This window comes from Methylomonas sp. PHL2-19 (genome assembly GCF_059331595.1).
The window spans coordinates 2,789,955-2,814,750 of sequence record NZ_CP196839.1 but is presented as its reverse complement, the minus strand read 5'-3'; the positions used below and the strand labels follow the sequence as shown (position 1 = coordinate 2,814,750).

Below are 24,796 nucleotides of genomic sequence, written 5' to 3'. Positions count from 1 at the left end.
ACAGTTGGCGCGCATTAACTCTGTTCAACAACGGAATTCCCTGGCGATTAAATACGGCACGATTAGTGCTGTTTTCCGAGCAGGAACCTTGCTCAAGGCATCCGTTTTGATAACCCATAACCAGAGAGAAAATGCATGAAAAAAACTAGCTTTGTTGCCGGCCTGCTCGTTCTGAGCGCCAACACTGCCTTCGCTCAACAAGCCCCCAGCGACGCCCCCAAACCGCCGCTAGGCTTTTTCGTTACCAGTGTTGGCTCCGGCAAAGGCGCGGACTTGGGTGGCCTGGCGGGCGCGGATGCGCATTGCCAAAAACTGGCGACTGACGTCGGTGCAGGCAACCGTACCTGGCGCGCCTATTTGAGCACCCAGGCCACGGCCGACCAACCCGCCGTCAACGCCCGCGACCGGATCGGCAACGGCCCCTGGGCCAACGCTAACGGCGCGATCGTTGCCAACGATGTTGCCCATCTGCATGGCGACACCGTGGAGTTAGGCCAATTGGGCAACAACGTGCATCGCACCACCAACCTCACCGAAAAAGGCGCGCAGATCAATGGCGTGGGCGCTACACCTAACCAGCACGACCTGATTACCGGCTCCAAGCCGGACGGCCGCGCCTACACCGATGCCGCCGACCACACCTGTAAAAACTACACCAGCAGCGGGGAAGGCAGCGTTCGCGTCGGCCACTCCGACCGCACCAATCGCGGTGCCACCGGCGGCAACGTCTCCTGGAACTCCACCCACGACAGCAAAGGCTGCAGCCAGGAAAACCTGGTCAGCACCGGCGGCGCGGGTTATTTTTATTGCTTTGCGGCGGATTGAGTTGGTTTGAGAGGGTGGGCACGATTAGCGTGTGCACCGTGTAGCTTATTGGATGGGCTGACGAAAGGAAGCCCATTGATTGCGAGTGATTGATGCGCTTCCCTCCGTTCAGCACATACTATGTAACTATGCGTAAATCCATCCACCTTGCCGTCGCTATCTTGAAATCCGGCAAACCTTTTGATCCAAATATTTCGATCATATAAGCGGTTTTAAGGCGTTATCTATGGCACTTCGATTATCGTTTTGTCGCAATTGGCATCGGTATACATGATGAATTTATGATAAAAATATTCGACGCCTTTGACTGGCAAATAACCAATTTGTATTTTTTCCGCACTCACGTCTTATCTCCTTGGGTTATAGCGTTACGTTTGCTATATACGAATAAACTTCAGTAATTTTATTGTCTTTGTTGAAGCGAATAATTATTTGTAAACCAGGCCTAAACAACAGAAACCATCGATCTTTCAACAATGGAATTTCGAGTTCAATTTCGTTTTCTTTCTGACCGTTAACTTTAAATCCGTAAGCAAGCATGATTTTAAACTGCTCAAACAAATTACATTTTGGATTGAGATACTTATCCGAAATATGATTTACTTTAATGAATGAGTCGTTTCTATTCTCCTGATTAAAAAATGCATCCACCTCCTTAATCATTGCCTCAAGTCCTGATGACGTACATTCAAGATTAGAATTAGCAGGCTGGTGAAAAACCCGCCGATATTTCCCCTTACCCACGATGTTCGTGATTTTTTCGAGTTGAAATCGGTCATGACATCGAGTTTCAAGCGTTTTGCCCCGGTTTCAAGGGCTTTTTATTCGCCTGAAGCCGTCTGTGGACGGTTTTCAGGCGAACTTCACCCTAGGCGGGTGCACTCCACGCCGGTTTCGGCGTGAACACCAATAGGTTGAGCATGCGCGTCAGGTTGTAGGCGGCAAAGCAAAACAAGGCCTGACCCGCGACTTTGGCTAAGCCGATGTGACGGGTTTTGCGCAGGCCGCCGACCGTTTTGACCCAGCCAAAGGCTTCTTCGACGATTTTGCGGCGCTTGAGACTTTGGGCGTAACCTTTGCCGCGCGCGGTGCGGCCGTCGACGGCACTGCCAATCTTTTTGCGGGCCACATGGGCTTTGATATCACGGGACTCGAGTCCGTTGACGAACGCCGGTTGGTCATAGCCTTTGTCGGCACCGACGCTGCCACCTTGGGGCACGCGGCGTTTGATCATTTTTTGCGCGGCTTCGATTTCGGCGGTGCCGGTGGCTTGAGTGGTTTCGACATCGACAATCAGGCCGTTGCGATTCTCGGACAAGGCATGGGTGATGTAACGCAGTTTGGCCTCGGTGTATTCGCCTTTCTTGTAAAGCCGGGCTTCGGGATCGGTTGTACTTTGATGGGTGGCGTTGCTGCGCTTTTCGCCACTGAAGTCGATCTCGGGATTGCGGCCGGCGGGTTTATCGGGACCACTACCATCTTTTTTGACGAAGCTTTTGTGCGAGGCCCAGGCTTCAATGAGGCTACCGTCGACACTGAAGTGTTCGTCGGACACCAGATTTTGCCATTCGGCTATGGCCAGTACCCGCTCAAAAAATTCGCGACTCAGGGCTTCGGACAGCAGGCGTTCGCGGTTGGCACTGAACACTGTGCGTTCCCACACGGCGTCGTCGATGCCCAGACCGACAAACCAGCGAAACAACAGGTTGTAGTCCAGTTGTTCCATCAACTGACGCTCACTGCGAACGGTGTACAGCACTTGCAACAGCAAGGCGCGCAGCAGTTTTTCAGGGGCAATCGAGGGACGGCCTGTGTGCGAGTAACGCTCGGCAAAGACGGCATCCATTGAGGCCAATACGCCATCAACCAGTAGCCGTAAACGACGCAACGGATGCTGTTTGGGAATACGGTCTTCCAGGCTAACATAGCTGAACCAGCTGTTTTGAATGGCATCGTGTCCGCGCATTGAAAGGCTCCAAATTTAGGTAGCCTATTTTAACAGTTAGCCGCTCATCTATGCCTTAGCTTACTTGGCTTTTCGAGTTTTTCACCAGCCTGTTAGGGCCTGCAAAACTAGACGGCGTAAAAAATAAATTTGTTAATGCAATTAAAGCCGTAAAGCGCAATAACCAACGGGCTTTGCGCCGTATTTCTATTTCTTTCGTATTATTCAAACCCATATCAATCTTCTTCATAACCTTTCCAATCCAAAAAATTCGTGTCCCAGAAACATGTTTTCGATTTTTCATGATGCTATTTTCATTGGGCAGAACACACACCTGCATCCATTGCAAATAGATGCTGTTACTTAACCGTACGGAAGGATTATCGCAAAATCTCAATATGATTCGTCAGGACCGTAGGATGGGTAGAGCAACGCGAAACCCATCAAATAAAACCATAACCACCGTTATCCCAAATTTAAATCATTTTCCAATCCCATCACTCCGCACCAATTGGCGGGAATAATCCCTCGTTTAACATACCGATGAAACGATGAATAAGGCCAATCCGCGACGGTTATGACATAACCATGTTTTACTGGATTGAAATGAATATAATCCACATGCTTGGCAAAGTCGTTATCGTCTTTTATTTGATGCTCCCAAAATCGTCTTTGCCAGATTCCTCTTTCATTTTTACGAATACGGCTATCGGAAATTTTCTCACCAATTTCGATATGCCTGGAAAATTCTGATTTGATTTGTCGCCAGCGCAAACTGAAATCATCGTCACCATCAGGTAATGTCCAAATGGCGTGCAGATGTTCCGGCAACACTACAATCGCTTCCATTGTAAATCGATGTTTTTGTTTAACCATACGGAAGGATTCTCGCAAAATCTCAATATGATCGGTCAGTAGTGTTTGGCTTCTATCAGCTAGGGGCTGTTGCCATTTTGTCATAATCCCTTTGAAAATCGATTGGCGAGCCATATTGATTGAGTTTTCAATCAAACGATAACTAGCGAATGCCACGCCAACTGCTTACAGATACCCACTGGGAAAAGCTAAAAACGATTATGTTGAGTTTCAGCATTTACGACAAACCCGGTCTTCGGCAAACGGTCGAAGGGATTTTTTATCGTTTGCGTGTTGGCTGCCCTTGGCGAGACTTGCCCGTCGCTTTTGGCAAGTGGAATGCCGTGTACAAGCGCTTCAATGCCTGGTCACTGCAAGAAAAGCTGAGGGGTATCTTTCAGGCGCTAGTGATTGAGCCTGATTTGGAATGGCTATTTATTGATGGCAGCATTATTAAAGCCCATCAACACAGTAGCGGCGGCGCCCATGAAAATCCAACAGCCATCGGGAAATCGGTCGCAGGCAACACGACCAAAATCCATATGGCGGTTGATGCCGGTGGACTTCCCATCCAGTTCTCGATTACGGGGGGCGAAGTACATGACTGCAAAGAAGCGCCGGAATTTGTGGCCAAGCTCCCCCAGGCGGGCTACATGATTGCAGACAAAGGGTATGACAGCGAGCCGTTACGGATTCAAATTCGAGACCAAGGCACAGTCCCCATCATCCCAAGAAAACAAAATTCAATAGTCGGGAATGAGGAAATGGACTGGTGTCTCTATAAATATCGCCACCTCGTTGAAAACGTATTTGCGCGACTGAAACATTTTAGAGCTATTGCCACCCGATATGACAAACTAAAACGCAATTTTGAAGGTGCTATCGCCCTGGCTTGTGCATTTATATGGTTACCGATGTGAAACGGCAACAGCCCCTAGATTTACCGTAAAAAAATAAGTGCCACCTTGGACACGATGGCGACGGTATTCAGTCATTTTTTTCAGCGTAAGTTTGAAGTTAGCGATGGGTTTCGCTTCGCTCTACCCATCCTACGAAGCCCATTGAGTTTAGCCCAAGCTTAGTCCTGTGAGCCATCCCGCTAAATTGTTTTCCATACACCCGATCAACAATATCAGTATCTCCAGCAACACTTTTTATCCAGCCCGGCGTAATAAAGCCAGGCTTGGCAAGGCTTATAAACATGGCATAAATAGTGATACGACATTATCGGCATCACGCCTGTTTAATCCTTGAGAGTGAGTGGTCTATGTTTCGCACCGAACGATTTTTGTCTGTAGTTAATCCTAGTACCGGGCTGCCCGCCTGGTATTTTTTGACTCGGGAAGGCCGTAAAGGGCCGTTTTCCTCTAAAACCAATGCTCAGGTGGCGCTGCACCACTACATCGATAGCTGTGCCCGACAGGGACTTGCTAGCCGGCGCACGCGGTTATTGGCGAATGGCTGAGTGTTTATCGACTTTGCCCGATTACTTGACCCGATAAAAACGCGCGGATGCCGGCGCAACTTGTCTCCCATTTGGGATGGTCGGCATAGAATTGCAGGGCGTTAGCGCCCAATCGAGCCAGCAGTTGTCGATCATGATGCAGGGTTTGTAACAAATTGCCTAAGGCGACATGACCTTCGGGTTCGATCAAATAGCCGTTTTCCCCATCGCGAATAATCTCCCAGGCCGCGCCCGCCGTGGCGCCGATCACCGGCAAGCCAACCTGCTGGGCTTCCACGTAGACAATGCCGTAGCTTTCGTAAGCGGATGGCATGACTAATAGATGATGTTGCCGGTACAAATCGGCCAACGCTTCACCTTGCATTGGGCCGAGCAAGGGCACGCTTTGCGTCAATCCGGCATCGCGAATCAGGGTTTTAATTTCCGCGACATAGCCCGGTTCCATGTCCAGCCGTCCGACCACGCTGAGCAGGTAGTCCGGTGCTGGCAGTTGGTTAAGGGCTTTGAGCAATACATGCAAACCCTTGCGGCGGATGACGTTGCCCACCAGCAATATTCTCAGCGGTCCTGGCTCCAGCGCGCGGTTTAACACGGCTGTGTGATCGATGTTTACGCCCGCAAAATTATCGCCGGCCGGCACAGCAATACAGTGCGGAGGTAATTCGCCGGCCAGTAGCTGTCGGATTTGGCTTAGCGTGGTCCGGCTGTTGGCGATGATGCCGTTCACCGCTTGTAAATAGCGGCTCTCGATAATTCTGTACAGCCAGCGGCTATACCAAGGTGCTTGGTCGATGCTGACCAGCAGATGCACCAGGGCGATTAGCGGGATGTGCAGTTGACTGCTAATGCGCCGATTTAAATTAAACACCGCCGGATGCACCATAGCGTCTTGAATCAGAATATCCGGCTTGGCTGCGGCGATTTTCTCCAGCAAATCGCCGGTAATATTTTCCGCCAACAGCCGCCAATAATTATGTGGCGGCAAGCTGATGATGCTGACCTGATCACCTTGGCTTTGCAGGTAAGATACCAACTTGCGGTTATACAAATAACCGCCGCTGACGCTATTCATGTCGCCAACGACCAGCAAGCCAATGTGCATGATGTTTGCCGGTTTAGAACGCCAAACGGTAAGCCGCCCAGCAGGTGGCGTTTTCCCAGAGTTTTACCCGTAGTCTACCGGTGCCCGGCGGATTGATAGCCGCCGCGATTTTTTCGCAGATGATGCGGCTGAAGTGCTCGATACTGGGGTTTAAACCAGCAAACTCCGGCTTGTCGTTGAGCATTTGATCGCGAAAGCCGGTGACGATTTCATCCAAAGCAGCTTCGATGGCAACAATATCTACCAGATAGCCGTGCTGATCCAGTTCCTCGCCGTCGATACGCACTTCGGCGATGTAATGGTGGGCGTGGGGTTGGTTTTCGCTACCCCAATCGCCGCCGATTAAGTAATGGTTGGCGATAAAGTCTCGGCTGACGGCTACGCTGTACATATTGCTTTTCCTTGGGTTTTGGTGGCTATTTTTGTTACTGGCGGCCAATGCCTTGTTCGTTCTCTGGTACTAACATGTCATTTAGGCGAAGGTTAGACTAGGGTTTTATCCCCCCTCACCCCAGCCCTCTCCCGCGAGGAGAGGGGGCTAAATTCATGTAAAGCTATGGTCTATTAATAAATAAAAATGGCTTGTAAGACTTGTTCCGGCGCTTGATCCAGCAGTTTATAAACGTCTGCGGCTTGGTCGATGGGAATGCGATGACTGATCAGTGCTTGCGGCTTCACCTGCCGAATCATCCGCCAAGCCTGTTGAAAACGCCGGGTTTTATCCCAGCGCCCCGTCAATTCCGGCGCAATGCTGCTGACTTGGCTGCTGATGAATTTGATTCGATTGCGATGGGCCACCCCACCCAGTTGCACAGCAGCGGATTTGTTACCGTACCAACTGCCGATCACGATACGCCCGGAATAGCTGCATAACTCGATAGCCAGATTCAATGCCTCGGGCGAACCACTGACTTCAAAGATCAAATCGCAGCCGGAATTTGGGGTTGCCGACAAATCGACCGGCAATCGCAAAGTGTCTTTCAATTTCGCTATGTGGCTTTCTGACTTTGGATCGAAAGCGTGATGCACCCCCAGCCACTCAGCGTAATTGCGGCGTTTGCCGATTTCATCAAAAACCAGCAATTGCGCCAACGGAAAACGTGACAGCACGCTGGATAGCAACAAGCCGACGATGCCCTGCCCTAAAACCACCACCCGCTCCCCCAGCGCCGGACCACCGTCCAGTGCCAGATTAACGGCTGTTTCCATGTTGGCTAAAAATACCGCCGCCTCGGCTTCGACATCATCCGGCAATACGATCAGTTGCTCTGCCGTGGCAATAAAATGGCTGGCGTGCGGCTGAAATGAAAACACGCGCTTATTTAACCAGGCCGCATCAACGCCAGCGCCGAGCTGTTCAACGCGGCCGACACAGGCATAACCATATTGCAAGGGATAAGTGTTTTGCTGCTGCAACGCTGTCAATGAAGCATCCAGCGTAATATCGGTGGGTAATTGTCCCCGATAAACCAGCATTTCCGTGCCGGCGCTTATCGCGGAACAAAGACTCTTCACCAATATTTGCCCAGGCTGCAACGGCGGCAAGCGCTGCTCGCGGATTTCCACCTCTCCGGGCTTGGTATACCAAAGCTGGCGGGCCTTCATGCTACCGCCATCTCCCGGTAATGCAGATTGCCCCACATGATCAAATCTCGTCCCAGCATCTGCGAATGTAATGGACGAATTTGCGGTAACTGGCTTTTACAGCCTAAGTCCAGATTGCCGACGCCCTTGTAACCGCCGACCAAAGTCGGCGCAATGGTCAATACCAAGGCATCCGCCAATTGTGCTTTTAAAAAGGCGGTGATGACTTGACTGCCACCTTCTACCATCAGCGTGCGGATGCCTTTTTCCCAAAGTCGTTGCAGCGCTGCCGACAAATCAACACGTCCATCGTCGTCACCGTCTAAAGTGATAATTTCGGCGTTGCCGCCGAATGTCCCGTCGGGTTTTAAACAGGTTAACAGCCAACATTCTTTGTCGGTGCGCTGGCAGAGGCGAGCGGTCGGCGGCGTACGTAAGCCGCTATCCAAGACGATGGGTTGCGGGTTGTGCCCATCCCATTCCCGTACCGTTAATTGCGGGTCATCGGTCAGCACCGTGCCGATACCGACCAGGATGCCGTCATGCAGACTACGGAGTTGGTGGGTTAAACGCCGCGACTCGGAACCGCTCAAGCCCAAGGTTTCACCGGCGCGCGTGGTAATGCTGCCGTCCCAACTTTGCGCATAACTTAGCGTGACAAACGGCCGCTGCGCTGATTCGGAAAACGCTTGTTGGGCGGTCAGCCAGCGCTCAATCTGCTGGTTCACAATCATGTGCGGCTCGCTCGCTTACCCTGATAGCGGCAGGTTTAACCTGCAATAGATGATCCATACGCCTAACTTTAGTCAGCAAATAGCCTTGATTGTCAGCATTAACCGCGGCTTCCAAAGGAATACGAGCTTTGACAAGCATGCCCTCGCTTTCCAAAGCTTGAATCTTTAACGGATTGTTGGTCATCAGCCGTATCGACTTGACACCCAGCTCTTCCAGAATACGGGCCGCCAACGAATAATCTCGCTCATCGGCGCCGTGTCCCAATAGCAGGTTGGCGTCCACCGTGTCGTAACCCTGGTCTTGCAGATTGTAAGCGCGCATTTTCTGCAACAGGCCAATGCCGCGGCCTTCCTGGCGTAGATAGACTAAAACACCGGCACCCTGGCTGGCGATCAATTGCAAGGAGCGGTCCAGTTGTTCACCGCAGTCGCAACGTCTGGAACCCAGCACGTCGCCGGTAAAACATTCGGAGTGGATGCGCACCAAGACATTGTCGGCATCGCTGACACTGCCCATCAGAAACGCCAGATGTTCTTTGTTATCCAGGGTGTTGCTGTAATAGCAGAGTTGAAAGTCGCCATACGCCGTGGGAATTCGGGTGCTGGCGAGTCGGGAAACGGTAGATTTGGACATGGTGTTCGATAAATGCTGAATTCCTTTCATAAATCAACTTACGTGCCAGCTTTCAAGTGCTTGTTTGACATAGTATTTAGCAAATTAGCCATCTCTACACTGCTGCTTCACGCGCAGCGGTTGTTGACCTACTGTTGTTTTAACAACTATCAGGCAGCACAAGCCATGCATTCTGGTAGTTGAGCCTTTATACCTATGAAAAGCCACTTGATCAGGAAATGTCATCGCCATGTTTTGTAACAATCGGTAAAAAAAAGAAGCGCCTTGACGGCGCTTGAGAGGGAGGAGAGCCCTGAATGGATTAAAACCGCCGCGTCCAACCAAATTGCAGCGAAAACTGGCTCATCGCCAAATCGATGGATTGGCCCGGACTCAATGGATTTGGGCCCGTGATGGTTTTCTGCGGCGAATACATGAACGCAAAACTGAGTTCGTCCTGTTTGCTAAGCGCGTGACTCAAGCCACCGGTCAAGTGCCATTCCTGCACCCCAGGCGCCAGAATAGTAAATATCCCCCGGCAAAGCCGGGGGCTTTATGTTGTGAACCGCTCAAAGCGGTAAATAGGGTCGCTAACGCGGCCCTTTGTCATTAGCCGCCGATAGGCGGCGACTCATTGCCACAGATTCATTTGTTCGATTCGTTGGTCTTCCTGTTCTTGATGCCGGATATAGTCCCGTATCATCGTTTCGTCTCGACCCACTGTTGAAACAAAATACCCTCGCGCCCAGAAATGTTGACCGACAAAGTTCTGCTTCTTTTCACCATAAACACGGGCCAAGTGAATAGCACTCTTCCCTTTGATGTAGCCAATCACCTGCGACACCGCATATTTCGGCGGAATCGATATCAACATATGCACATGATCCGGCATCAAATGCCCTTCCAATATTCGGCTTTCTTTTTGACTTGCTAGCCTTCGGAACACCTCGCCCAAATGCTTGCGCAACGCCCTATACAGCGTTCGGCGACGGCACTTCGGAATAAACACAACGTGATATTTGCACTCCCATTTCGAGTGGCTTAAGCTTTCGTTCTCGTCCAGCAGGTTCTCCTCTCGCGTTTGCTTGGCGGCTCACGCTCTCGAGTTTCCTGATGGACTCCTCTAAATGTCAAACTCCTGCTGTCTCCCCGGCAGAGCCGGGGGATTTCTCATTTTTGGTTAAACAGCACCTCGGATCCTTCAATGGGTTGCTGCCCATAACTTAGGCCGCCGCGCCAAATCCAATCCGGGCTTTGCTGCCACTGCACCCCGGCTTTATAGATGGTCATATCGTTCCAGCCAAAACCTCGGCCGTCGGCGTGCCCCAGCAAATTGCCCTGAAAGGTATTGCCGACCGATTTAATCTCGCTGTAGCGGATATGCTCGACATCAAAGTTGGTAGTCAGCGCCTTGGTAACGTCCCAGGACAAACCGACATTAAAGCTGTCCGGAATATCAAAGCCACCGCCCTGGGCAAATAAGCCGGAATAGCGTTCAAACTTGGACATATAGATGCGGCTTTTGTAAGACGCACCCAATCGCAAACCCGGCGTTAACTCGGCCAACCCACCTACCCGGAAGCCGGCACCAAACGAATAATCACGCCCTTGATCCGATAAATGATCGGGTTCACTGGAAAAACCGAACTGACCGAATGTACCCAAGCCTCTGGCCTTGAAAGTCTGCGCCGCAAAAATCGGCGAAATTCCCAATGCGTAGCGGCCTTTGGCGAATGAATGCGCATAGGTGCCCACAATAAACGCCTGCGCCATATCGATACCGGTGCGGCCGGCGCCGAACGTGCCGTTCGCGCCGCTAAACAAGCCATTACCGTTGACCAATGGTTTGTAATCGGTGTTCATACCGCCATTGCCGTACATGGCTAAACCAAGGGTTTGCTCGGCATCCAATTTGTAACTCCAACCTAGGGTAGGCACCGGAAAATACTCGCTGTCGCTTTCGACCGACCCGGTCGCCAACATGCCGCCGCCGTTTACGCGGTATTCACGATGCGGGCTGAATAGTTCAAATTCCAAATCCAGGCGATCACCCACATAGGCCAGGCCCGCCGGATTGATCGCCGAGACAATCGCATCCTGCGCAAAACCGGTACTGGCCCCGGCCAAGGCTTTACTCCGGGTGCCGTAGCTGTGGGCAAAATAGCCGTTGGTGGCATTCGCGGCGGGCACGCACACGGCCAACGCGGTAAAAGAACCCAACAAGGCCCATGATATTTTTGCTAACGACATAAAAGGTTTCCCTGGGTGACAAGCTTAGGGAAATTCTATCGAGCGCCAGACTCTCTTTAAAAACGATATATTTCGATGTCTATTTCAGATATTGGCATAAAGACAATATGCGTAAGACGCACTGCATGTTGTTTTTATATTCAGGGCCGACACAGCACACCGAGCTGATTCTGCATAAACACCTGAGCAGCAATTGTTGCTAGTTGAGCAGCATAACGCCCTTCGCAGCAACCGAAACCATCCCCTGGTTGCGCCGGGTTTGCGGCCTACCGTTAAACGGCACAGCTCTTGCTGAGCTCAGCTCCAATTGAAATCAATCAGCGCCAAAAACCCAGTAGCGACATTGGCCAACCGGCCGGCATTGGCGGCAAACAGGATCTTTTGACCCGCACCGAACCCTACACCTATTTCAAACCAACAGGAGTTAACATGCACAAATTGCTATACCGAACGGCCGGTTTAACCGCGCTTATTTTCACTGGCTGTAGTTCGCTGCAGCAAAACAGCATCCAATTAGCCAGCGATGCCGCGGGCGTCACGAACCTCAAATCCATCGAATTTAGCGGCACCGGCCGTTGGTACCAATTCGGTCAGGCGCCGAATCCCGACCTGCCCTGGCCGCCGTTTGCCGTCAAAAACTACACCGCCGACATCAATTACGAAACCGCCAGCGCTCGCGTGCAAATCAGCCGTTTGCAAGAGATTGAGCCGGGGCGGAATCGGCCGCAACCCACCGAGCAAAAGCTTGATCAATACGTCAGCGGCGCTTATGCCTGGAATATTGCCTCGGCCGCTGCCGGCGCGACCAATACTAACCCCACCATCACCACGCAACCCACCGCTAGCGAAGAACGCGCCGCCGAAATCTGGGCCACGCCACAAGGATTTTTAAGAGCGGCGCAACGCCATCAGGCCAAAATTGAAGACAAAGGCACCGACACCGAAGTCAGCTTTACTTTGGACGGCAAATACCGCTACCAGGGGACATTGAATGCCCGCCATCAATTAACCAAGGTCAAAACCTGGATTGACAACCCGGTACTTGGCGACACCTTGCTGGAAACCCAATACAGCGACTACAAGGAATTTGACGGCGGCTTGTTTCCCAGCCATATCGTGCGCCTGCAAGGCGGCTATCCGATATTGGATTTGCACGTCACCACGGTAAAAGCCAACCCGCCAGTAGACATTGCGGTACCTGCCGAAGCCGCCAAGAAACCGAACATTATCGTCGCAGCCAATAAACTTGCGGACGGCGTGTATTATTTGACCGGCGGTACTCACCATAGCGTGGCTATCGAACAGCTTAACCATATCGTGCTGGTAGAAGCACCGCAAAACGAAGAACGCTCCTTGGCACTAATCGAAAAACTCAAGGAGACCATCCCCAACAAGCCGATCAAATACGTTATCAATACGCACGCGCACTTTGACCACAGCGGCGGCTTGCGCACCTTCGTGGATGCCGGCGCCACTATCGTCACCCATCAGCCCAATCAGGCTTATTACGAGAAAGTCTGGGCTGCACCGCATAGCATTAACCCCGACAATCTGGAGAAATCCAAAAAAGCGCCAAACTTCCTCAGCTTTGCCGGCAAGCAAGTCATTTCTGACGGCAAACGCAATATTGAAATTCATGCCTTGGCTGAGAATAGCCACAACGACGCCTTCGTTGCGGTGTATTTGCCCAAGGAAAAGATATTGATCGAGGCCGACGCCTACACGCCGCAATCTGCAAACTCGCCGGCGCCCACATCTGTGAACCCTTATTCGTTGAATCTGTATGAAAATGTTCAACGGCTTAAATTGGATGTTGGACAGATTGCTGCCTTGCACGGTCCGCGTGTGGTGACCTTAGGCGATCTGCGTAAAGCCATCGGCATCACCAAAGCTTCGCGATAAGCAGATCAACAATTGAGGCACCGGCTGAATGCCGGCGCCTCAATCTCAGCGCAAACAGGCCTGACTTAGAAATCCCAATAAACTTTCGATGCTGGCGAGCGCTGAGCGGGCGCCTCAGCAAAAAGTGGGTTCTGCCCCGCCATCAACACCCCACAGCCAATCGCTGCTGAATTTCAAGCAATCCCCCGCCGCAATCGCGGCTAGACCCTTTAAAACGCCACCTTCCCAAAGTTGGCATGTAGCGTGCTTTGTTAAATGCGTATTTGAATTAGCAATTTCACATTTATCCTCTCATCGTTCCAGTACTGCGCATGACTGACCTAAAAACCAAGTCGGAGAAAACTCGCGAGCGATTGTTGAATGCCGCCGGCCGCATCTTTGCCGAGAAAGGCTATCAGGACGCGACCATCGCCGAGATTTGCGAGCAGGCCCAAGCCAATATTGCCTCGGTGAATTATCATTTTGGCGACAAGCAAACCCTATATCTGGAAGCTTGGCGGCATGCCTTCAACCAGGAATTGGGCCAGCATCCGCCCGACGGCGGCGTGCCTCGGCAGGCTCCGGTTGAGCAACGGCTGGCCGGCCGTATCAAATCGCTAATCCGCCGTCTGGCCGACGACGAATCTTATTCGTTTGCCATCATTCATAAGGAAATGGCGCAACCGACCCGCTTGCTGGCCGACATTCTGGAAAAAGAAATCAATCCGCAGCGTCAGCAAATGTTCGGCTTGCTGCGCGAATGCCTGGGCCAGGACGCCAGCGAACAACAATTGCAATATTGCCACGCCAGCATCATGGGTCAGTGCTTTCAATTGCTACGCCTGAAACAGATGCAACAAGCCCGGCCGCAACGCGCCCTGCCCAGCGACATGAGCGACATCGGCGCCTTTGCCGAACATGTGGTGGACTTTTCGCTGGCCGGCATCTGCGCCATCCGTTCGCAAACCTTACCTAAACGCATCCAAGCATGAACCCACAAATTTCCGATTTACCCTCGTCGAGTAAGCGCCGGCCCTGGCTATGGACCGGCGCGATATTATTGGTGAGCCTGGCCGGCGCCGGCGTCTATTTTCAGCACAGCGAAGCCGCCCCGGATACTAAAGCCGAGCGCGGTGGCGGCAAAGGCCTGCGCTTTTTTGAACAACCAGATGCTCCTGCGGTCGTCGCTACCCAGTCAGCCAGCAGCGGCGATTTTCCGGTTTATCTGAACGCGCTCGGCACCGTCACCGCGCTGCGCACCGTCACCGTCAAACCGCGCGTGGACGGCGAACTGGTAAAAGTGGCGTTCAGCGAAGGCCAAATGGTCAAGGCCGGCGATTTGCTGGCGGAAATCGACCCGCGGCCGTTTCAGGTGCAATTGCAGCAAGCCCAGGGCCAACTGACCCGCGACCAGGCCTTGCTGCAAAACGCCGAGTTGGACCGGAGCCGCTATCAAACCCTGCTGGAACAAGATTCGATTGCCGCCCAACAAACCGTCACCCAAGAATCGCAGGTCAAACAATATCGCGGCAATGTCGAGATGGATCATGCCCTGATCGATAGCGCCAAATTGCAACTCGGTTATGCCAAGCTAACCGCGCCAATTTCCGGCCGGGTCGGCTTGCGGCAAGTGGATCAAGGCAACATCGTCAGAACCGGCGATGCCAACGGTTTGGTCGTCATCACTCAGTTACAACCGATCAGCGTGGTGTTCACGCTCCCCGAGGACAAATTGCCGGAGGTGGTGAAACGCTATCGCAGCGGCCAGATCATTAAAATAGAAGCCTACGACAGAGGCGGCAAACTGAAATTGGCCGAAGGCAAACTTACCGCGCTGGACAATCAAATCGACCCAACCACCGGCACCATTAAGCTGAAGGCGCAATTCGACAATCTCGAGCAAACCCTGTTTGCCAATCAATTTGTTAACGTGCGCATGCATCTGGATACCTTGCACGGCGTCACGCAGATACCCAGCAGCGCCCTGCAGCACGATACTCAAGGCGCATTTGTCTACGTGGTCGATGCCGAGAATATCGCCCACCTGCGCCGCGTCGAACCCGGCCCCAGCGAGGGCGAAAAAGTGGCTATCGAACATAATCTGGCACCCGGAGAACAACTCATCCTCACCGGCATAGACCGGGTCAAGGACGGCGGCGTGGTGGATGTGGCCGAGAAAGACGGGCAAGCGGTTGCTGCCAAACCCGAGTTGCAGCCCAAACCCAATGACGAATCCGGCAAACGCCGGCGGCGCGGATAAGCTATGAGTCTTAGCGATCCGGGCAAGGCCGGCTTCAATCCTTCGCGTTTATTCATCCTGCGGCCGGTAGCCACCTCCTTGTTGATGGTGGCTTTATTGTTGGTGGGCATACTGGCTTATCGGCTATTGCCGGTTTCGGCACTGCCGCAGGTCGATTATCCGACCATCCAGGTCACCACCCTGTATCCCGGCGCCAGTCCGGAAGTGATGACTTCCATCGTTACCGCGCCGCTGGAGCGCCAGTTCGGGCAAATGCCCGGCTTGACGCAAATGAGCTCTACCAGCTCGGGCGGCGCGTCGGTGATTACCTTGCAGTTTAACTTGCATTTGGACCTGGACGTTGCCGAGCAAACCGTGCAAGCCGCGATCAACGCCGCCGCCAACTTTTTACCCGACGATTTGCCTCAAGCACCCATCTACAGCAAAGTGAATCCGGCCGATACCCCCATCATGACGCTGGCGGTCAGCGCCAAATCGTTGCCTTTATTTAAGGTAGAGGATTTGGTCGATACCCGGCTGGCGCAAAAAATCGCCCAATTGCCCGGCGTCGGCATGGTCAGCATCAGCGGCGGCCAAAGGCCGGCGGTGCGGATCCAGGCCAACCACAAAGCGCTGGCCGCTTACGGCATCAGCCTGGAAGACCTGCGCAGCGCGATTGCCGCCGCCAACGTCAATCAACCCAAAGGCTCGATCAACGGCCCAACCAGCGCCGCGACGATAGACAGCAACGATCAATTGCGCTCACCGGCCGAATACCGCGAGTTGGTGGTGGCTTACAAAAATGCCGCGCCGGTCAAACTGGCTGACGTCGCGGAGGTGGTCGATGGTGCCGAGAACGTGCGTCTGGCCGCCTGGGCCAACGACAATGCGGCCGTTATCGTCAACATCCAGCGCCAGCCCGGCGCCAATGTGATCGAGGTGGTGGATAGCATTCTGGAACTGCTGCCCAAACTGCAAGCCTCGCTGCCGCCCGGCATAGACGTCAAAGCGTTAACCGACCGCACCGTCACCATTCGCGCCTCGGTGCATGATGTGCAATTCGAGCTATTGCTGGCGGTAGCGCTGGTAGTGATGGTGATCTTCCTGTTCCTGCGCAATATCCCGGCAACCATCATCCCCGGCGTCGCGGTGCCGCTGTCTTTAGTAGGCACCTTTGCGGCGATGTATCTGGCCGATTTCAGCATCAACAATTTAACCCTGATGGCCTTAACCATCGCCACCGGCTTTGTGGTGGACGATGCCATCGTCGTCATCGAAAACATTTCCCGCTACATCGAGCGCGGCGAAGCGCCGTTGCAAGCCGCATTGAAAGGTTCGGCGCAGATCGGCTTTACCATTATCTCGCTGACTTTTTCGCTGGTCGCGGTATTGATCCCTCTGCTGTTCATGTCCGACGTGGTGGGCCGGCTGTTTCGGGAATTTGCGATTACGCTGGCGGTGGCGATCTTGATTTCGGCGCTGGTGTCCCTGACCCTGACGCCGATGATGTGCGCAAAGCTGCTGCGGCCCGGCATCGACAACCATAATGAAGACGAGATCGGCGACGACTGGTTCGGCCGTTTAATCAAGGCCTACGGCCGCAGCCTGAGTTGGGTAATGCAACGGCAAGCCGCGACCTTGCTGGTATTTTTCGTCACCGTGGCATTGACCGCTGCGATGTATATCCGGATACCGAAAGGCTTTTTCCCCAGCCAGGACACCGGCATCATTCAGGGTTTTTCCGAAGCGCCGCAAAACGTCTCGTTTCCAGCCATGGCCGAGCAACAGCAAAAACTGGCCAAACTGATACTGGCAGATCCGGCCGTGGAAAGCCTGTCGTCGTTTATTGGTGTCGATGGCATCAACGCCACGCCCAATAGCGGCCGGTTTTTAATCAACTTAAAGCCGCACGAGCAACGCCCATCGGCCAGCGAGATTATCGCCCGTTTAAAAGCCCGTCTCGCCGAATCGGCCGGCAGCGTGTTGTATCTGCAACCGGTGCAGGATTTGACGATGGAAAACCGGGTCAGCCGCACCCAATACCAATTTACCCTGGAAGGCGCCGACATCGACGATTTGAACCGCTGGACCTGCAAGCTGGTGGAGGCCTTGCAAGGCCGGCCGGAATTTGCCGATGTGGTCAGCGACGTGCAGGACCAGGGCCGCCAGGTGTTTGTGAAGATAGACCGCGCCACCGCCAGCCGGCTGGGTGTCAGCACTGCAGCGGTCGACAATGCTTTATACAGTGCCTACGGCCAACGTCTGGTCTCGACCATCTTCACTCAGGCCAATCAGTACCGGGTGGTATTGGAAGTCGATCCGGCCGAGCAGACCGGTCCGCAAGCCTTGAACGAATTACGCATACCTTCCACCAATGGCACGCAAGTGCCGTTGTCGGCCATCGCCGAGCTCTCGGAGCGGCCGACCACGCTGGCAATCAGCCATCTGGATCAATTCCCCGTAACAACAGTGTCTTTCAATCTGGCGCCCGGCTATGCGCTGGGCGATGCGGTCGCCGCCGTCGATGCCGCCAAAACCGAGATCGAATTGCCGCTGGCTATCCGCAGCGAATACCAGGGCGCCGCGCAAGCCTTCAAGGCCTCGCTGGGCAACACGCTGTGGCTGATTCTGGCCGCCATCGTCACGGTCTATATCGTGCTGGGCGTGCTCTATGAAAGTTACATTCACCCTATCACCATCTTGTCCACCCTGCCCTCAGCCGGCGTCGGCGCCTTGCTTGCTTTGCAAGTCTCCGGCGGCGACTTGGGCATCATCGGTATCATCGGCATCATTTTGTTGATCGGCATCGTCAAAAAGAACGCAATCATGATGATCGACTTTGCCTTGGAAGCCGAACGCAAGCAACATCTGCCGCCCGAACAGGCGATTTTTCAGGCTTGTTTGTTACGCTTTCGGCCGATTTTGATGACCACCTTGGCTGCGCTATTGGGTGCGCTACCGTTGATGTTGGGTAGCGGCGTCGGCTCCGAGTTGCGCCATCCGCTGGGTATCACGATGGTCGGCGGCTTACTGCTCAGCCAATTGTTGACGCTGTACACCACGCCGGTAATTTATCTGGCCATGGACAGGTTGGCGCGGCAGGTTAACGCCGGTCTGGGGCTGAATCAAGTGGAACAAGCGGCAGAGGACCCAAGCCAACCATGAACCTGTCCGAATTATTCATCCGCCGCCCGGTCGCCACTACCTTATTGACCATAGCCATTGCCTTATGCGGCGTGCTGGCGTTTTTAAATCTACCCATTTCCTCGCTGCCGCAAGTGGACTTTCCCACCGTATCGGTACAGGCGCAGATACCCGGTGCCAGCGCCGAGACGATGGCCGCGACGGTCGCCACGCCGCTGGAACGCGCGCTCGGCCGGATCGCCGGGGTTACGGAAATGACCTCCAGCAGTTCCCAAGGCTCTACGCAGATTACCTTGCAATTCGATTTAAACCGCGACATAGACGGCGCCTGCCGCGACGTGCAGGCCGCGATCAACGCCGCCGCCAGCATGCTGCCCAGCAATATGCCCAATCGGCCCAGCTACCGACGCGACAACCCGTCGGACTCGCCGATTCTGATTCTGGCACTGACCTCGGACAGTTTCACCCGCGGTCAGATGTACGATTCTGCCTCGACGATTTTGCTGCAAAAAATTTCTCAAATCCCCGGCATCGGCCAAGTGCAGATCGGTGGCGCCGCCTTGCCGGCGGTGCGTGTGGAGCTAAACCCCAACGCCCTGAGCAAATACGGCATTGGCTTGGAAGACGTACGCAACACCATCGCCCAAACCAATGTCACCCGGCCCAAAGGCGTACTGGAAAGCGCCAGCACCCGCTGGCAGATTCAAGCCAACGACCAGGCCCGCAAGGCCGAGGAATATCTGCCGTTGATCGTCGCGTATCGTAATGGCGCGCCGGTGACGATTGCCGACTTGGGCGAAGCAGTCGATTCCGTGGAGGATTTGCGCAATACCGGTGCCAAAAACGGCAAGCCCTCGGTGCTGTTGATCATCCGCAAACAACCCTTGGCCAACGTCATTCAGACCGTCGATCAAGTGCTGGCGGTGATGCCGGCTTTACGGGCCGCTTTGCCCAGCAATATTGAGCTCTCGGTGGTGGTGGATAGATCCTTGTCGATCCGGGCGTCTATCATAGAGGTCGAACACGGCCTGTTCGTCGCCGTGGTATTGGTCATTCTGGTGGTGCTGGTGTTCCTGCGCAATCCGCGCTCGGCGGCGGTGCCCATCGTCGCGGTGCCGGCCTCGCTGCTGGGCTCTTGTGCGGTGATGTATTTCTGCGGCTTCAGTATCAACAACCTAACCTTGATGGCCTTGACCATCTCCACCGGCTTTGTGGTGGACGATGCGATCGTGGTGGTGGAAAACACCAACCGGCATATCGAGGAAGGCGTCGCGCCGTTCCGCGCAGCGCTGTTGGCTGCCAAGGAAGTGGGTTTCACTGTGTTGGCGATGAGCGTGTCGCTGGTGGCAGTGTTCCTGCCGATTTTGTTGATGGGCGGCGTGCCTGGCCGGCTGTTTCGGGAATTCGCGGTGACCTTGTCGGCGGCGGTGCTGGTTTCGCTGGTGATCTCGTTGACCACCACCCCCATGCTGTGCGCCCGCTGGCTGGGTAAGGAATCGAAGGAGCATGGTGCCATCTATCACGGCATCGGCGCGGCGTTCGATTGGATACAAAATATTTACCGGGTCAGCCTGAGCTGGGCCTTGCGCCATGGCCGCATCATGCTGACTTTGTTACTGGCGACCATCACTTTAAACATTTATTTGTACGGCGCTATCGATAAAGGCTTCTTCCCGACCCAAGACGGTGGTCGCTTGTTGGGCGAGATTCAGACCGACCAAAACACCTCGTTCCAAACTCTGCAAAAGCAATTCGCGCAAATCTCCGAGATTTTGCAAAAAGATCCGGCGGTTGCCAATGTCGCCGGTTTTGCCGGCAGTTCGCAAAGCAGTAACAGCGCCCGGATTTTCATCACCTTGATTCCGCATGAACAACGCGACGGCGTGGAAGTGGTGATGGAACGCTTGCGCAAGGCGGCGGGCCGGGTTCCCGGCGCTAGTTTGCATATGTTTCCGGCCCAGGAGCTGCGGATCGGCGGACGTATGTCGTTTGGCATGCTGGATTACACTTTGCAGGCCGACGATCTGGATCTATTGCGGGAATGGACGCCCAAGGTACAAGCCGCCCTGGCCCGGCTGCCGGAATTGAGCGACGTCAGCACCAGCCAGCAGGACAAGGGCGAACAAATCGGCCTGACCGTCAACCGCGATCTGGCCGCGCGATACGGCGTCAGCCAAGCCTTGATCGACAACAGCCTGAACAGCGCTTTCGGGCAACGTCAGGTATCGGTGATTTATAACCCGTTGAATCAATACCGGGTGGTGATGGAACTGGCGCCGCAATACTGGCAATCACCGGATAGCCTGAAACAACTCTATATCAGCGCACCGGGCAGGGCCGGCTCCGACGGCACGCCGGCACAGCCCAAGCAAGTACCTCTGTCGGCGCTGGCCGGCTTTGCACCCAGCAACGCACCGTTGTCGGTGCATCACCAAGGCCAGTTTGCGGTGACCGAATTGTCGTTTAATTTAAAACCCGGCATATCGATGTCCACTGCCGATGTTGCAATAAATCAAGCGTTGCGCGACATCGGCCTGCCGGCCGCCATTACCGGCAGTTTTCAAGGTTCCGGCAAGGCGTTTCAAGAAGCCTTGCGCAGCCAGCCCTGGCTGGTTTTGGCAGCACTGATCAGCATTTACATCGTGCTGGGCGTACTCTACGAAAGCCTGATACATCCCTTGACGATTCTGTCCACCCTGCCTTCGGCCGGCGTCGGCGCCTTGCTGGCCTTAATGGCTTGCGAAAAGGAGTTCAGCATCATTGCCTTGATCGGGGTGATTTTGCTGATCGGCATCGTCAAGAAAAATGCGATCATGATGATAGACTTTGCGCTGCTGGCCGAGCGCGAGCGCGGCCTGGATTCGCGCGAAGCGATCTTTCAGGCTTGCATGCTGCGCTTCCGGCCCATCCTGATGACCACGCTAGCCGCGCTTTTCGGTGCTTTGCCGCTGGCCTTGGGCAGCGGTTACGGCGCGGAATTGCGCCAGCCCTTGGGGATTTCCATCGTGGGCGGCCTGATTTTCAGCCAGCTTTTGACTTTGTATACGACGCCGGTCGTTTATTTGTACCTCGACCGGTTCCGGCTGTGGCTGCACGGCCGTTTTTCCAACCGCGCCGCCAGCCCGGCGCCACATTCCATCTAAACCGATTGTCATGCGTTTAAGAATAAACCCACCTTTGCTTGCTTCCTTACTGACTTTGCCGTTGGCTGCCTGCACGGTAGGCCCGGATTATGTCCGTCCGCAAGCCAATGTATCCGAAGAGTTTAAAGAAGTGAAAGGCTGGAAACAGGCCCAACCGCGCGATACCGGTTTGCCCGGCAAATGGTGGGAGATTTTTAACGACCCCAAACTGAACGAACTGGAAGAACAGGTGGCCGCCGCCAACCAGTCCATCATCCAGGCCGAAGCGCAATACCGGCAAGCCCAGCATCTGGTGCAATCGGTGCAATCCTCCTTGCTGCCGGTGGCGACATTGACCGGCACCTTCAACCGCTTCCGCGCCGCCACCGGCCAGAACGTCGCGGTGGGTGGCGTGCGCAACCTGTTCGGCCAGGCGGTCGGCGTGGCCTGGGAACCGGATTTATGGGGCAGCGTACGCCGCCAAGTGGAAGCCAATACCAGCAATGCGCAGGCCAGCGCCGCGACCTTGCATGCCTTGATTCTGTCCAGCCAATCGGCGTTGGCGGACAGTTACTTTCAAATGAAAACCCTGGACGTCCAGAAAGCCTTGTTGGATGAAACGGTAACGGCTTTCGCGAAAACCCTGGAGATTACCAAAAACCGCTATGCCGTGGGCGTGGTGGCCAAGGCCGATGTGGTGCAAGCGGAAACGCAACTGGAAACCGTGCGCGCCCAATCTATCGACCTGGGCGTACAGCGCGCCAAGCTGGAACACGCTATCGCGGTGCTGATCGGCAAAACCCCTGCCGAGTTGTCACTGGCACCGGCTCCTTTAGCCGCGCAACCGCCGGGCATTCCGGTCAGCCTGCCGTCGGAACTACTGGAGCGCCGCCCGGATATCGCCGCCGCCGAACGTAAAATCGCCGCCGCTAATGCGCAGATCGGCGTCGCCAAAGCGGCTTACTATCCAACGCTGAATCTGGCCTCGACCAATGGCTTTCAGTCGCCGACCGCCGACACCTTGTTCACGATGGCCCGCCGCTATTGGTCCTTGGGACCGGCCGGCCTGGCTTTGACCTTGTTCGATGGCGGTGCCAAGAATGCCCAGTATAAGCAGGCGATAGACGCCTACGACGCCAGTGTCGCCGCCTATCGGCAAACGGTGCTGACCGGTTTTCAAGAGGTGGAAGATAATCTGGCCGCGCTGCGTATCCTGGATGAAGAAACCCAAGTGCAAGACAAAGCCGTCGCCGCTGCGAAACAGGCTTTGGCCCTGACCAACAATCAATATCAAGCCGGCACGGTCAGCTACATCAACGTGATAACGGCGCAAACCGCGGCGCTATCCAATCAACAAACCGCTGTGCAATTGCTCGGGCAGCGTTTGTCGGCGTCCGTGTTATTGGTCAAAGCGCTGGGCGGCGGCTGGAATGAAACCTTGGTTCCCACTGAAGATGAAGCTGATGGCGACCGCAAATGGACCGACTATTTGATTTTGCCGCTGGTGGATTAATTATCAACCCGGCCCTATTCAACACTAATACACCGTTATTCCAGAGTTGTCCGTCAAAGGACGAACGGTGATTAAGGGCCGGGTTAATCACGAGATTTATTGAATTACTTCCAACATTCGTCCGTAAACAACCGTCGTGGCATCGTTTGCTTTGCTGTTGTTTGAAAAACGGCAACAGCCCCTAAAAAGTAACCACCACGTCGGCACCAAAAATAAACTGGCTGTCCTTGTTCCGTTCGTCGTAAGCATCGACGCCTTCCGACCAGTCGTAACGCGCTTCCGGCCGCAGCATCAACCATTTCGCCGGTTTCCAGTTCACGCCGAGCGTCGCCGCATAATAATTGGCCGGGCCGGTCGCCAGCACCGCACAACTGGGGCACATTTGACCCACTCGAACGCCGTCGTCATCCCTAAACCATTCGCCGCGCAGGCCCACGCCCACCGTATCGGTGACGTCGTATTTCAATTGCGAATGGATACCGTACCATTCGGCGTCGGCGAAATTGTTCAGCGGATGTTGTTGTTCGATGCCGTGGTCGTGCTGCAGCACGTAATGCCAGCGCTCGGTAAAGTTATGTTGGAGAACCAGACTGTAAAACGTGCGGTTGTCGCGCTTATTGATACCGGTCTGGCGCTGAAATTCGCGCAAATTGTTGTTGCTGTTGACGTCGCCGGTAATCAGCGTCGCGGTAAACGAGGTTGCCGCATCGTCGCTGGTCCAGGTCGCACCGCCCAGAAAATTCCAGTTTTTCATGTTTTTATCGAACCCGTCCCAAGCGCCGTTGCCGTCCAGCACGCCGTTTAGTTTGGTGTGGCCGCCGGTCACCGCACCCAGTGTCACGCTCAGATTTTGATGGACCGGATAGGTGGTGGTCATGCCGAAATGGGTAAACGGCTCGCCGTATTGAAAGGTATAAGGATGGGTGTAGAAGAAATTATCCGGCGACAATCCGGTCTCGTAACCCATGATCGTGTAAAACCGGCCGATGCGCGTGGTCAGGCCCTTGCCTATCGGCGTAAAAATATCCAGGTACGCATTCGGGATCGCGAGTTTGTAAAAACGCTCGTCGGAACCGATCAAACGGTTATCCCAATGGCCGCCGCCGTAAGGGTTGATGGTATTGAAGCGGGCGTCGCTGCCGTACATCAAGGTCAGCTTGCCGCCGACGTCCCAATGGTCGCCAGCGGTATCCACATCACGAATCAATTCGCCGCCGAGTTGATGCAGATTGAATTCGTTGGCCCGATCTGCAAACACCACGGTACCGTTGTAGCCGTCGCCGGGGTCGTTGGCGTTATAAACGATACCGGCATCGGCCCAGCTGTGGACGCGCAAACCGGCGGCTTTCATCCAGGGCAAATCGTTGATCAACGATAAACCGTTCAATAAACCGGCGCGTTCCTCGGCCGGCAACGGCGACATCGCCAACAATAACGGTGCGGCATACAGCCATTCGCGGGTTCGGAAAGATGAGTGTGGCATGGTGTTCTCCTGTCGAAAAATGAATCGTCGAAGTTTTTCGG

22 protein-coding genes are annotated in these 24,796 nt (G+C 54.3%); 9 read left to right on the top strand and 13 right to left on the bottom strand.

What is annotated here, in order from left to right; translation table 11 throughout:
• Positions 1-135: 135 nt before the first annotated feature.
• Positions 136-825, top strand: a complete 690-nt coding sequence (locus tag ACR02O_RS12965) for a hypothetical protein (protein WP_033156368.1) — start codon at positions 136-138, stop codon at positions 823-825.
• Positions 826-1,185: 360 nt separating this feature from the next.
• Here the strand turns inward: ACR02O_RS12965 and ACR02O_RS12960 are convergent, their stop codons facing one another.
• From ACR02O_RS12960 to ACR02O_RS12945, 4 genes are all read right to left on the bottom strand, one after another.
• Positions 1,186-1,569 (bottom strand): hypothetical protein, encoded by a 384-nt coding sequence (locus tag ACR02O_RS12960; RefSeq protein ID WP_494521763.1) that lies wholly within the window; start codon positions 1,567-1,569, stop codon positions 1,186-1,188.
• Between the two features lie 124 nt (positions 1,570-1,693).
• Positions 1,694-2,791: an IS5 family transposase gene (locus ACR02O_RS12955; protein WP_415878136.1), complete on the bottom strand. Its 1,098-nt coding sequence runs from the start codon at positions 2,789-2,791 to the stop codon at positions 1,694-1,696.
• A 55-nt stretch (positions 2,792-2,846) separates the two neighbouring features.
• Positions 2,847-3,074, bottom strand: a complete 228-nt coding sequence (locus ACR02O_RS12950) for a hypothetical protein (protein WP_494521762.1) — start codon at positions 3,072-3,074, stop codon at positions 2,847-2,849.
• A 161-nt stretch (positions 3,075-3,235) separates the two neighbouring features.
• A complete protein-coding gene (locus ACR02O_RS12945; protein WP_458139238.1) occupies positions 3,236-3,760 on the bottom strand; it encodes an REP-associated tyrosine transposase in 525 nt (174 codons plus the stop codon).
• A gap of 35 nt (positions 3,761-3,795) precedes the next feature.
• Between ACR02O_RS12945 and ACR02O_RS12940 the strand changes: the two genes are divergently transcribed.
• Together ACR02O_RS12940 and ACR02O_RS12935 are read left to right on the top strand one after the other, a co-directional pair.
• Entirely contained in the window at positions 3,796-4,545 is a 750-nt protein-coding gene (locus tag ACR02O_RS12940) for an IS5 family transposase (RefSeq protein ID WP_129871393.1), read from the top strand.
• Between the two features lie 347 nt (positions 4,546-4,892).
• Positions 4,893-5,090 (top strand): DUF6316 family protein, encoded by a 198-nt coding sequence (locus tag ACR02O_RS12935; RefSeq protein ID WP_415880688.1) that lies wholly within the window; start codon positions 4,893-4,895, stop codon positions 5,088-5,090.
• Between the two features lie 4 nt (positions 5,091-5,094).
• On the opposite strand, the gene ACR02O_RS12930 is transcribed toward ACR02O_RS12935, so the two are convergent.
• The 8 genes from ACR02O_RS12930 to ACR02O_RS12895 form a co-directional block, all read right to left on the bottom strand.
• Positions 5,095-6,192 (bottom strand): glycosyltransferase family 4 protein, encoded by a 1,098-nt coding sequence (locus tag ACR02O_RS12930; protein WP_458137370.1) that lies wholly within the window; start codon positions 6,190-6,192, stop codon positions 5,095-5,097.
• A gap of 13 nt (positions 6,193-6,205) precedes the next feature.
• Positions 6,206-6,583, bottom strand: coding sequence for a 6-pyruvoyl trahydropterin synthase family protein (locus ACR02O_RS12925; RefSeq protein WP_458137369.1), 378 nt, complete (start codon positions 6,581-6,583; stop codon positions 6,206-6,208).
• 173 nt (positions 6,584-6,756) lie between these two features.
• Positions 6,757-7,797, bottom strand: coding sequence for a zinc-dependent alcohol dehydrogenase (locus tag ACR02O_RS12920; RefSeq protein WP_494521761.1), 1,041 nt, complete (start codon positions 7,795-7,797; stop codon positions 6,757-6,759).
• Positions 7,794-8,510, bottom strand: coding sequence for a RibD family protein (locus ACR02O_RS12915; RefSeq protein WP_494521760.1), 717 nt, complete (start codon positions 8,508-8,510; stop codon positions 7,794-7,796). Before ACR02O_RS12915 ends, ACR02O_RS12920 begins: the two co-directional genes overlap by 4 nt.
• Positions 8,488-9,144, bottom strand: coding sequence for a GTP cyclohydrolase II (gene ribA / locus ACR02O_RS12910; protein WP_494521759.1), 657 nt, complete (start codon positions 9,142-9,144; stop codon positions 8,488-8,490). The genes ACR02O_RS12915 and ribA overlap by 23 nt, the downstream gene beginning before the upstream one ends.
• A gap of 301 nt (positions 9,145-9,445) precedes the next feature.
• The gene (locus ACR02O_RS12905; protein WP_494521758.1) at positions 9,446-9,631 is read right to left on the bottom strand and encodes a hypothetical protein; all 186 of its coding nucleotides are present in this window, start codon (positions 9,629-9,631) and stop codon (positions 9,446-9,448) included.
• A 123-nt stretch (positions 9,632-9,754) separates the two neighbouring features.
• Positions 9,755-10,186, bottom strand: coding sequence for an IS200/IS605 family transposase (tnpA, locus tag ACR02O_RS12900; protein ID WP_494523469.1), 432 nt, complete (start codon positions 10,184-10,186; stop codon positions 9,755-9,757).
• Positions 10,187-10,293: 107 nt separating this feature from the next.
• Positions 10,294-11,373 carry an OmpP1/FadL family transporter gene (locus ACR02O_RS12895; protein ID WP_494521757.1) on the bottom strand — a complete coding sequence of 360 codons (1,080 nt, stop codon included), beginning with the start codon at positions 11,371-11,373 and terminating at the stop codon, positions 10,294-10,296.
• Positions 11,374-11,802: 429 nt separating this feature from the next.
• On the opposite strand from ACR02O_RS12895, the gene ACR02O_RS12890 reads away from it, so the two are divergent.
• From ACR02O_RS12890 to ACR02O_RS12865, 6 genes are all read left to right on the top strand, one after another.
• A complete protein-coding gene (locus tag ACR02O_RS12890; protein WP_494521756.1) occupies positions 11,803-13,275 on the top strand; it encodes an MBL fold metallo-hydrolase in 1,473 nt (490 codons plus the stop codon).
• A gap of 311 nt (positions 13,276-13,586) precedes the next feature.
• Positions 13,587-14,246, top strand: a complete 660-nt coding sequence (locus ACR02O_RS12885; protein ID WP_494521755.1) for a TetR/AcrR family transcriptional regulator — start codon at positions 13,587-13,589, stop codon at positions 14,244-14,246.
• Positions 14,243-15,514, top strand: a complete 1,272-nt coding sequence (locus ACR02O_RS12880) for an MdtA/MuxA family multidrug efflux RND transporter periplasmic adaptor subunit (RefSeq protein WP_494521754.1) — start codon at positions 14,243-14,245, stop codon at positions 15,512-15,514. The genes ACR02O_RS12885 and ACR02O_RS12880 overlap by 4 nt, the downstream gene beginning before the upstream one ends.
• A 3-nt stretch (positions 15,515-15,517) precedes the next feature.
• Positions 15,518-18,658 carry an MdtB/MuxB family multidrug efflux RND transporter permease subunit gene (locus ACR02O_RS12875; RefSeq protein WP_494521753.1) on the top strand — a complete coding sequence of 1,047 codons (3,141 nt, stop codon included), beginning with the start codon at positions 15,518-15,520 and terminating at the stop codon, positions 18,656-18,658.
• A complete protein-coding gene (locus ACR02O_RS12870; protein ID WP_494521752.1) occupies positions 18,655-21,780 on the top strand; it encodes an efflux RND transporter permease subunit in 3,126 nt (1,041 codons plus the stop codon). Before ACR02O_RS12875 ends, ACR02O_RS12870 begins: the two co-directional genes overlap by 4 nt.
• Positions 21,781-21,790: 10 nt before the next feature.
• Positions 21,791-23,272: an efflux transporter outer membrane subunit gene (locus ACR02O_RS12865; protein WP_494521751.1), complete on the top strand. Its 1,482-nt coding sequence runs from the start codon at positions 21,791-21,793 to the stop codon at positions 23,270-23,272.
• Between the two features lie 181 nt (positions 23,273-23,453).
• On the opposite strand, the gene ACR02O_RS12860 is transcribed toward ACR02O_RS12865, so the two are convergent.
• The gene (locus ACR02O_RS12860) at positions 23,454-24,755 is read right to left on the bottom strand and encodes a porin (RefSeq protein WP_494521750.1); all 1,302 of its coding nucleotides are present in this window, start codon (positions 24,753-24,755) and stop codon (positions 23,454-23,456) included.
• Between the last annotated feature and the right edge of the window lie 41 nt (positions 24,756-24,796).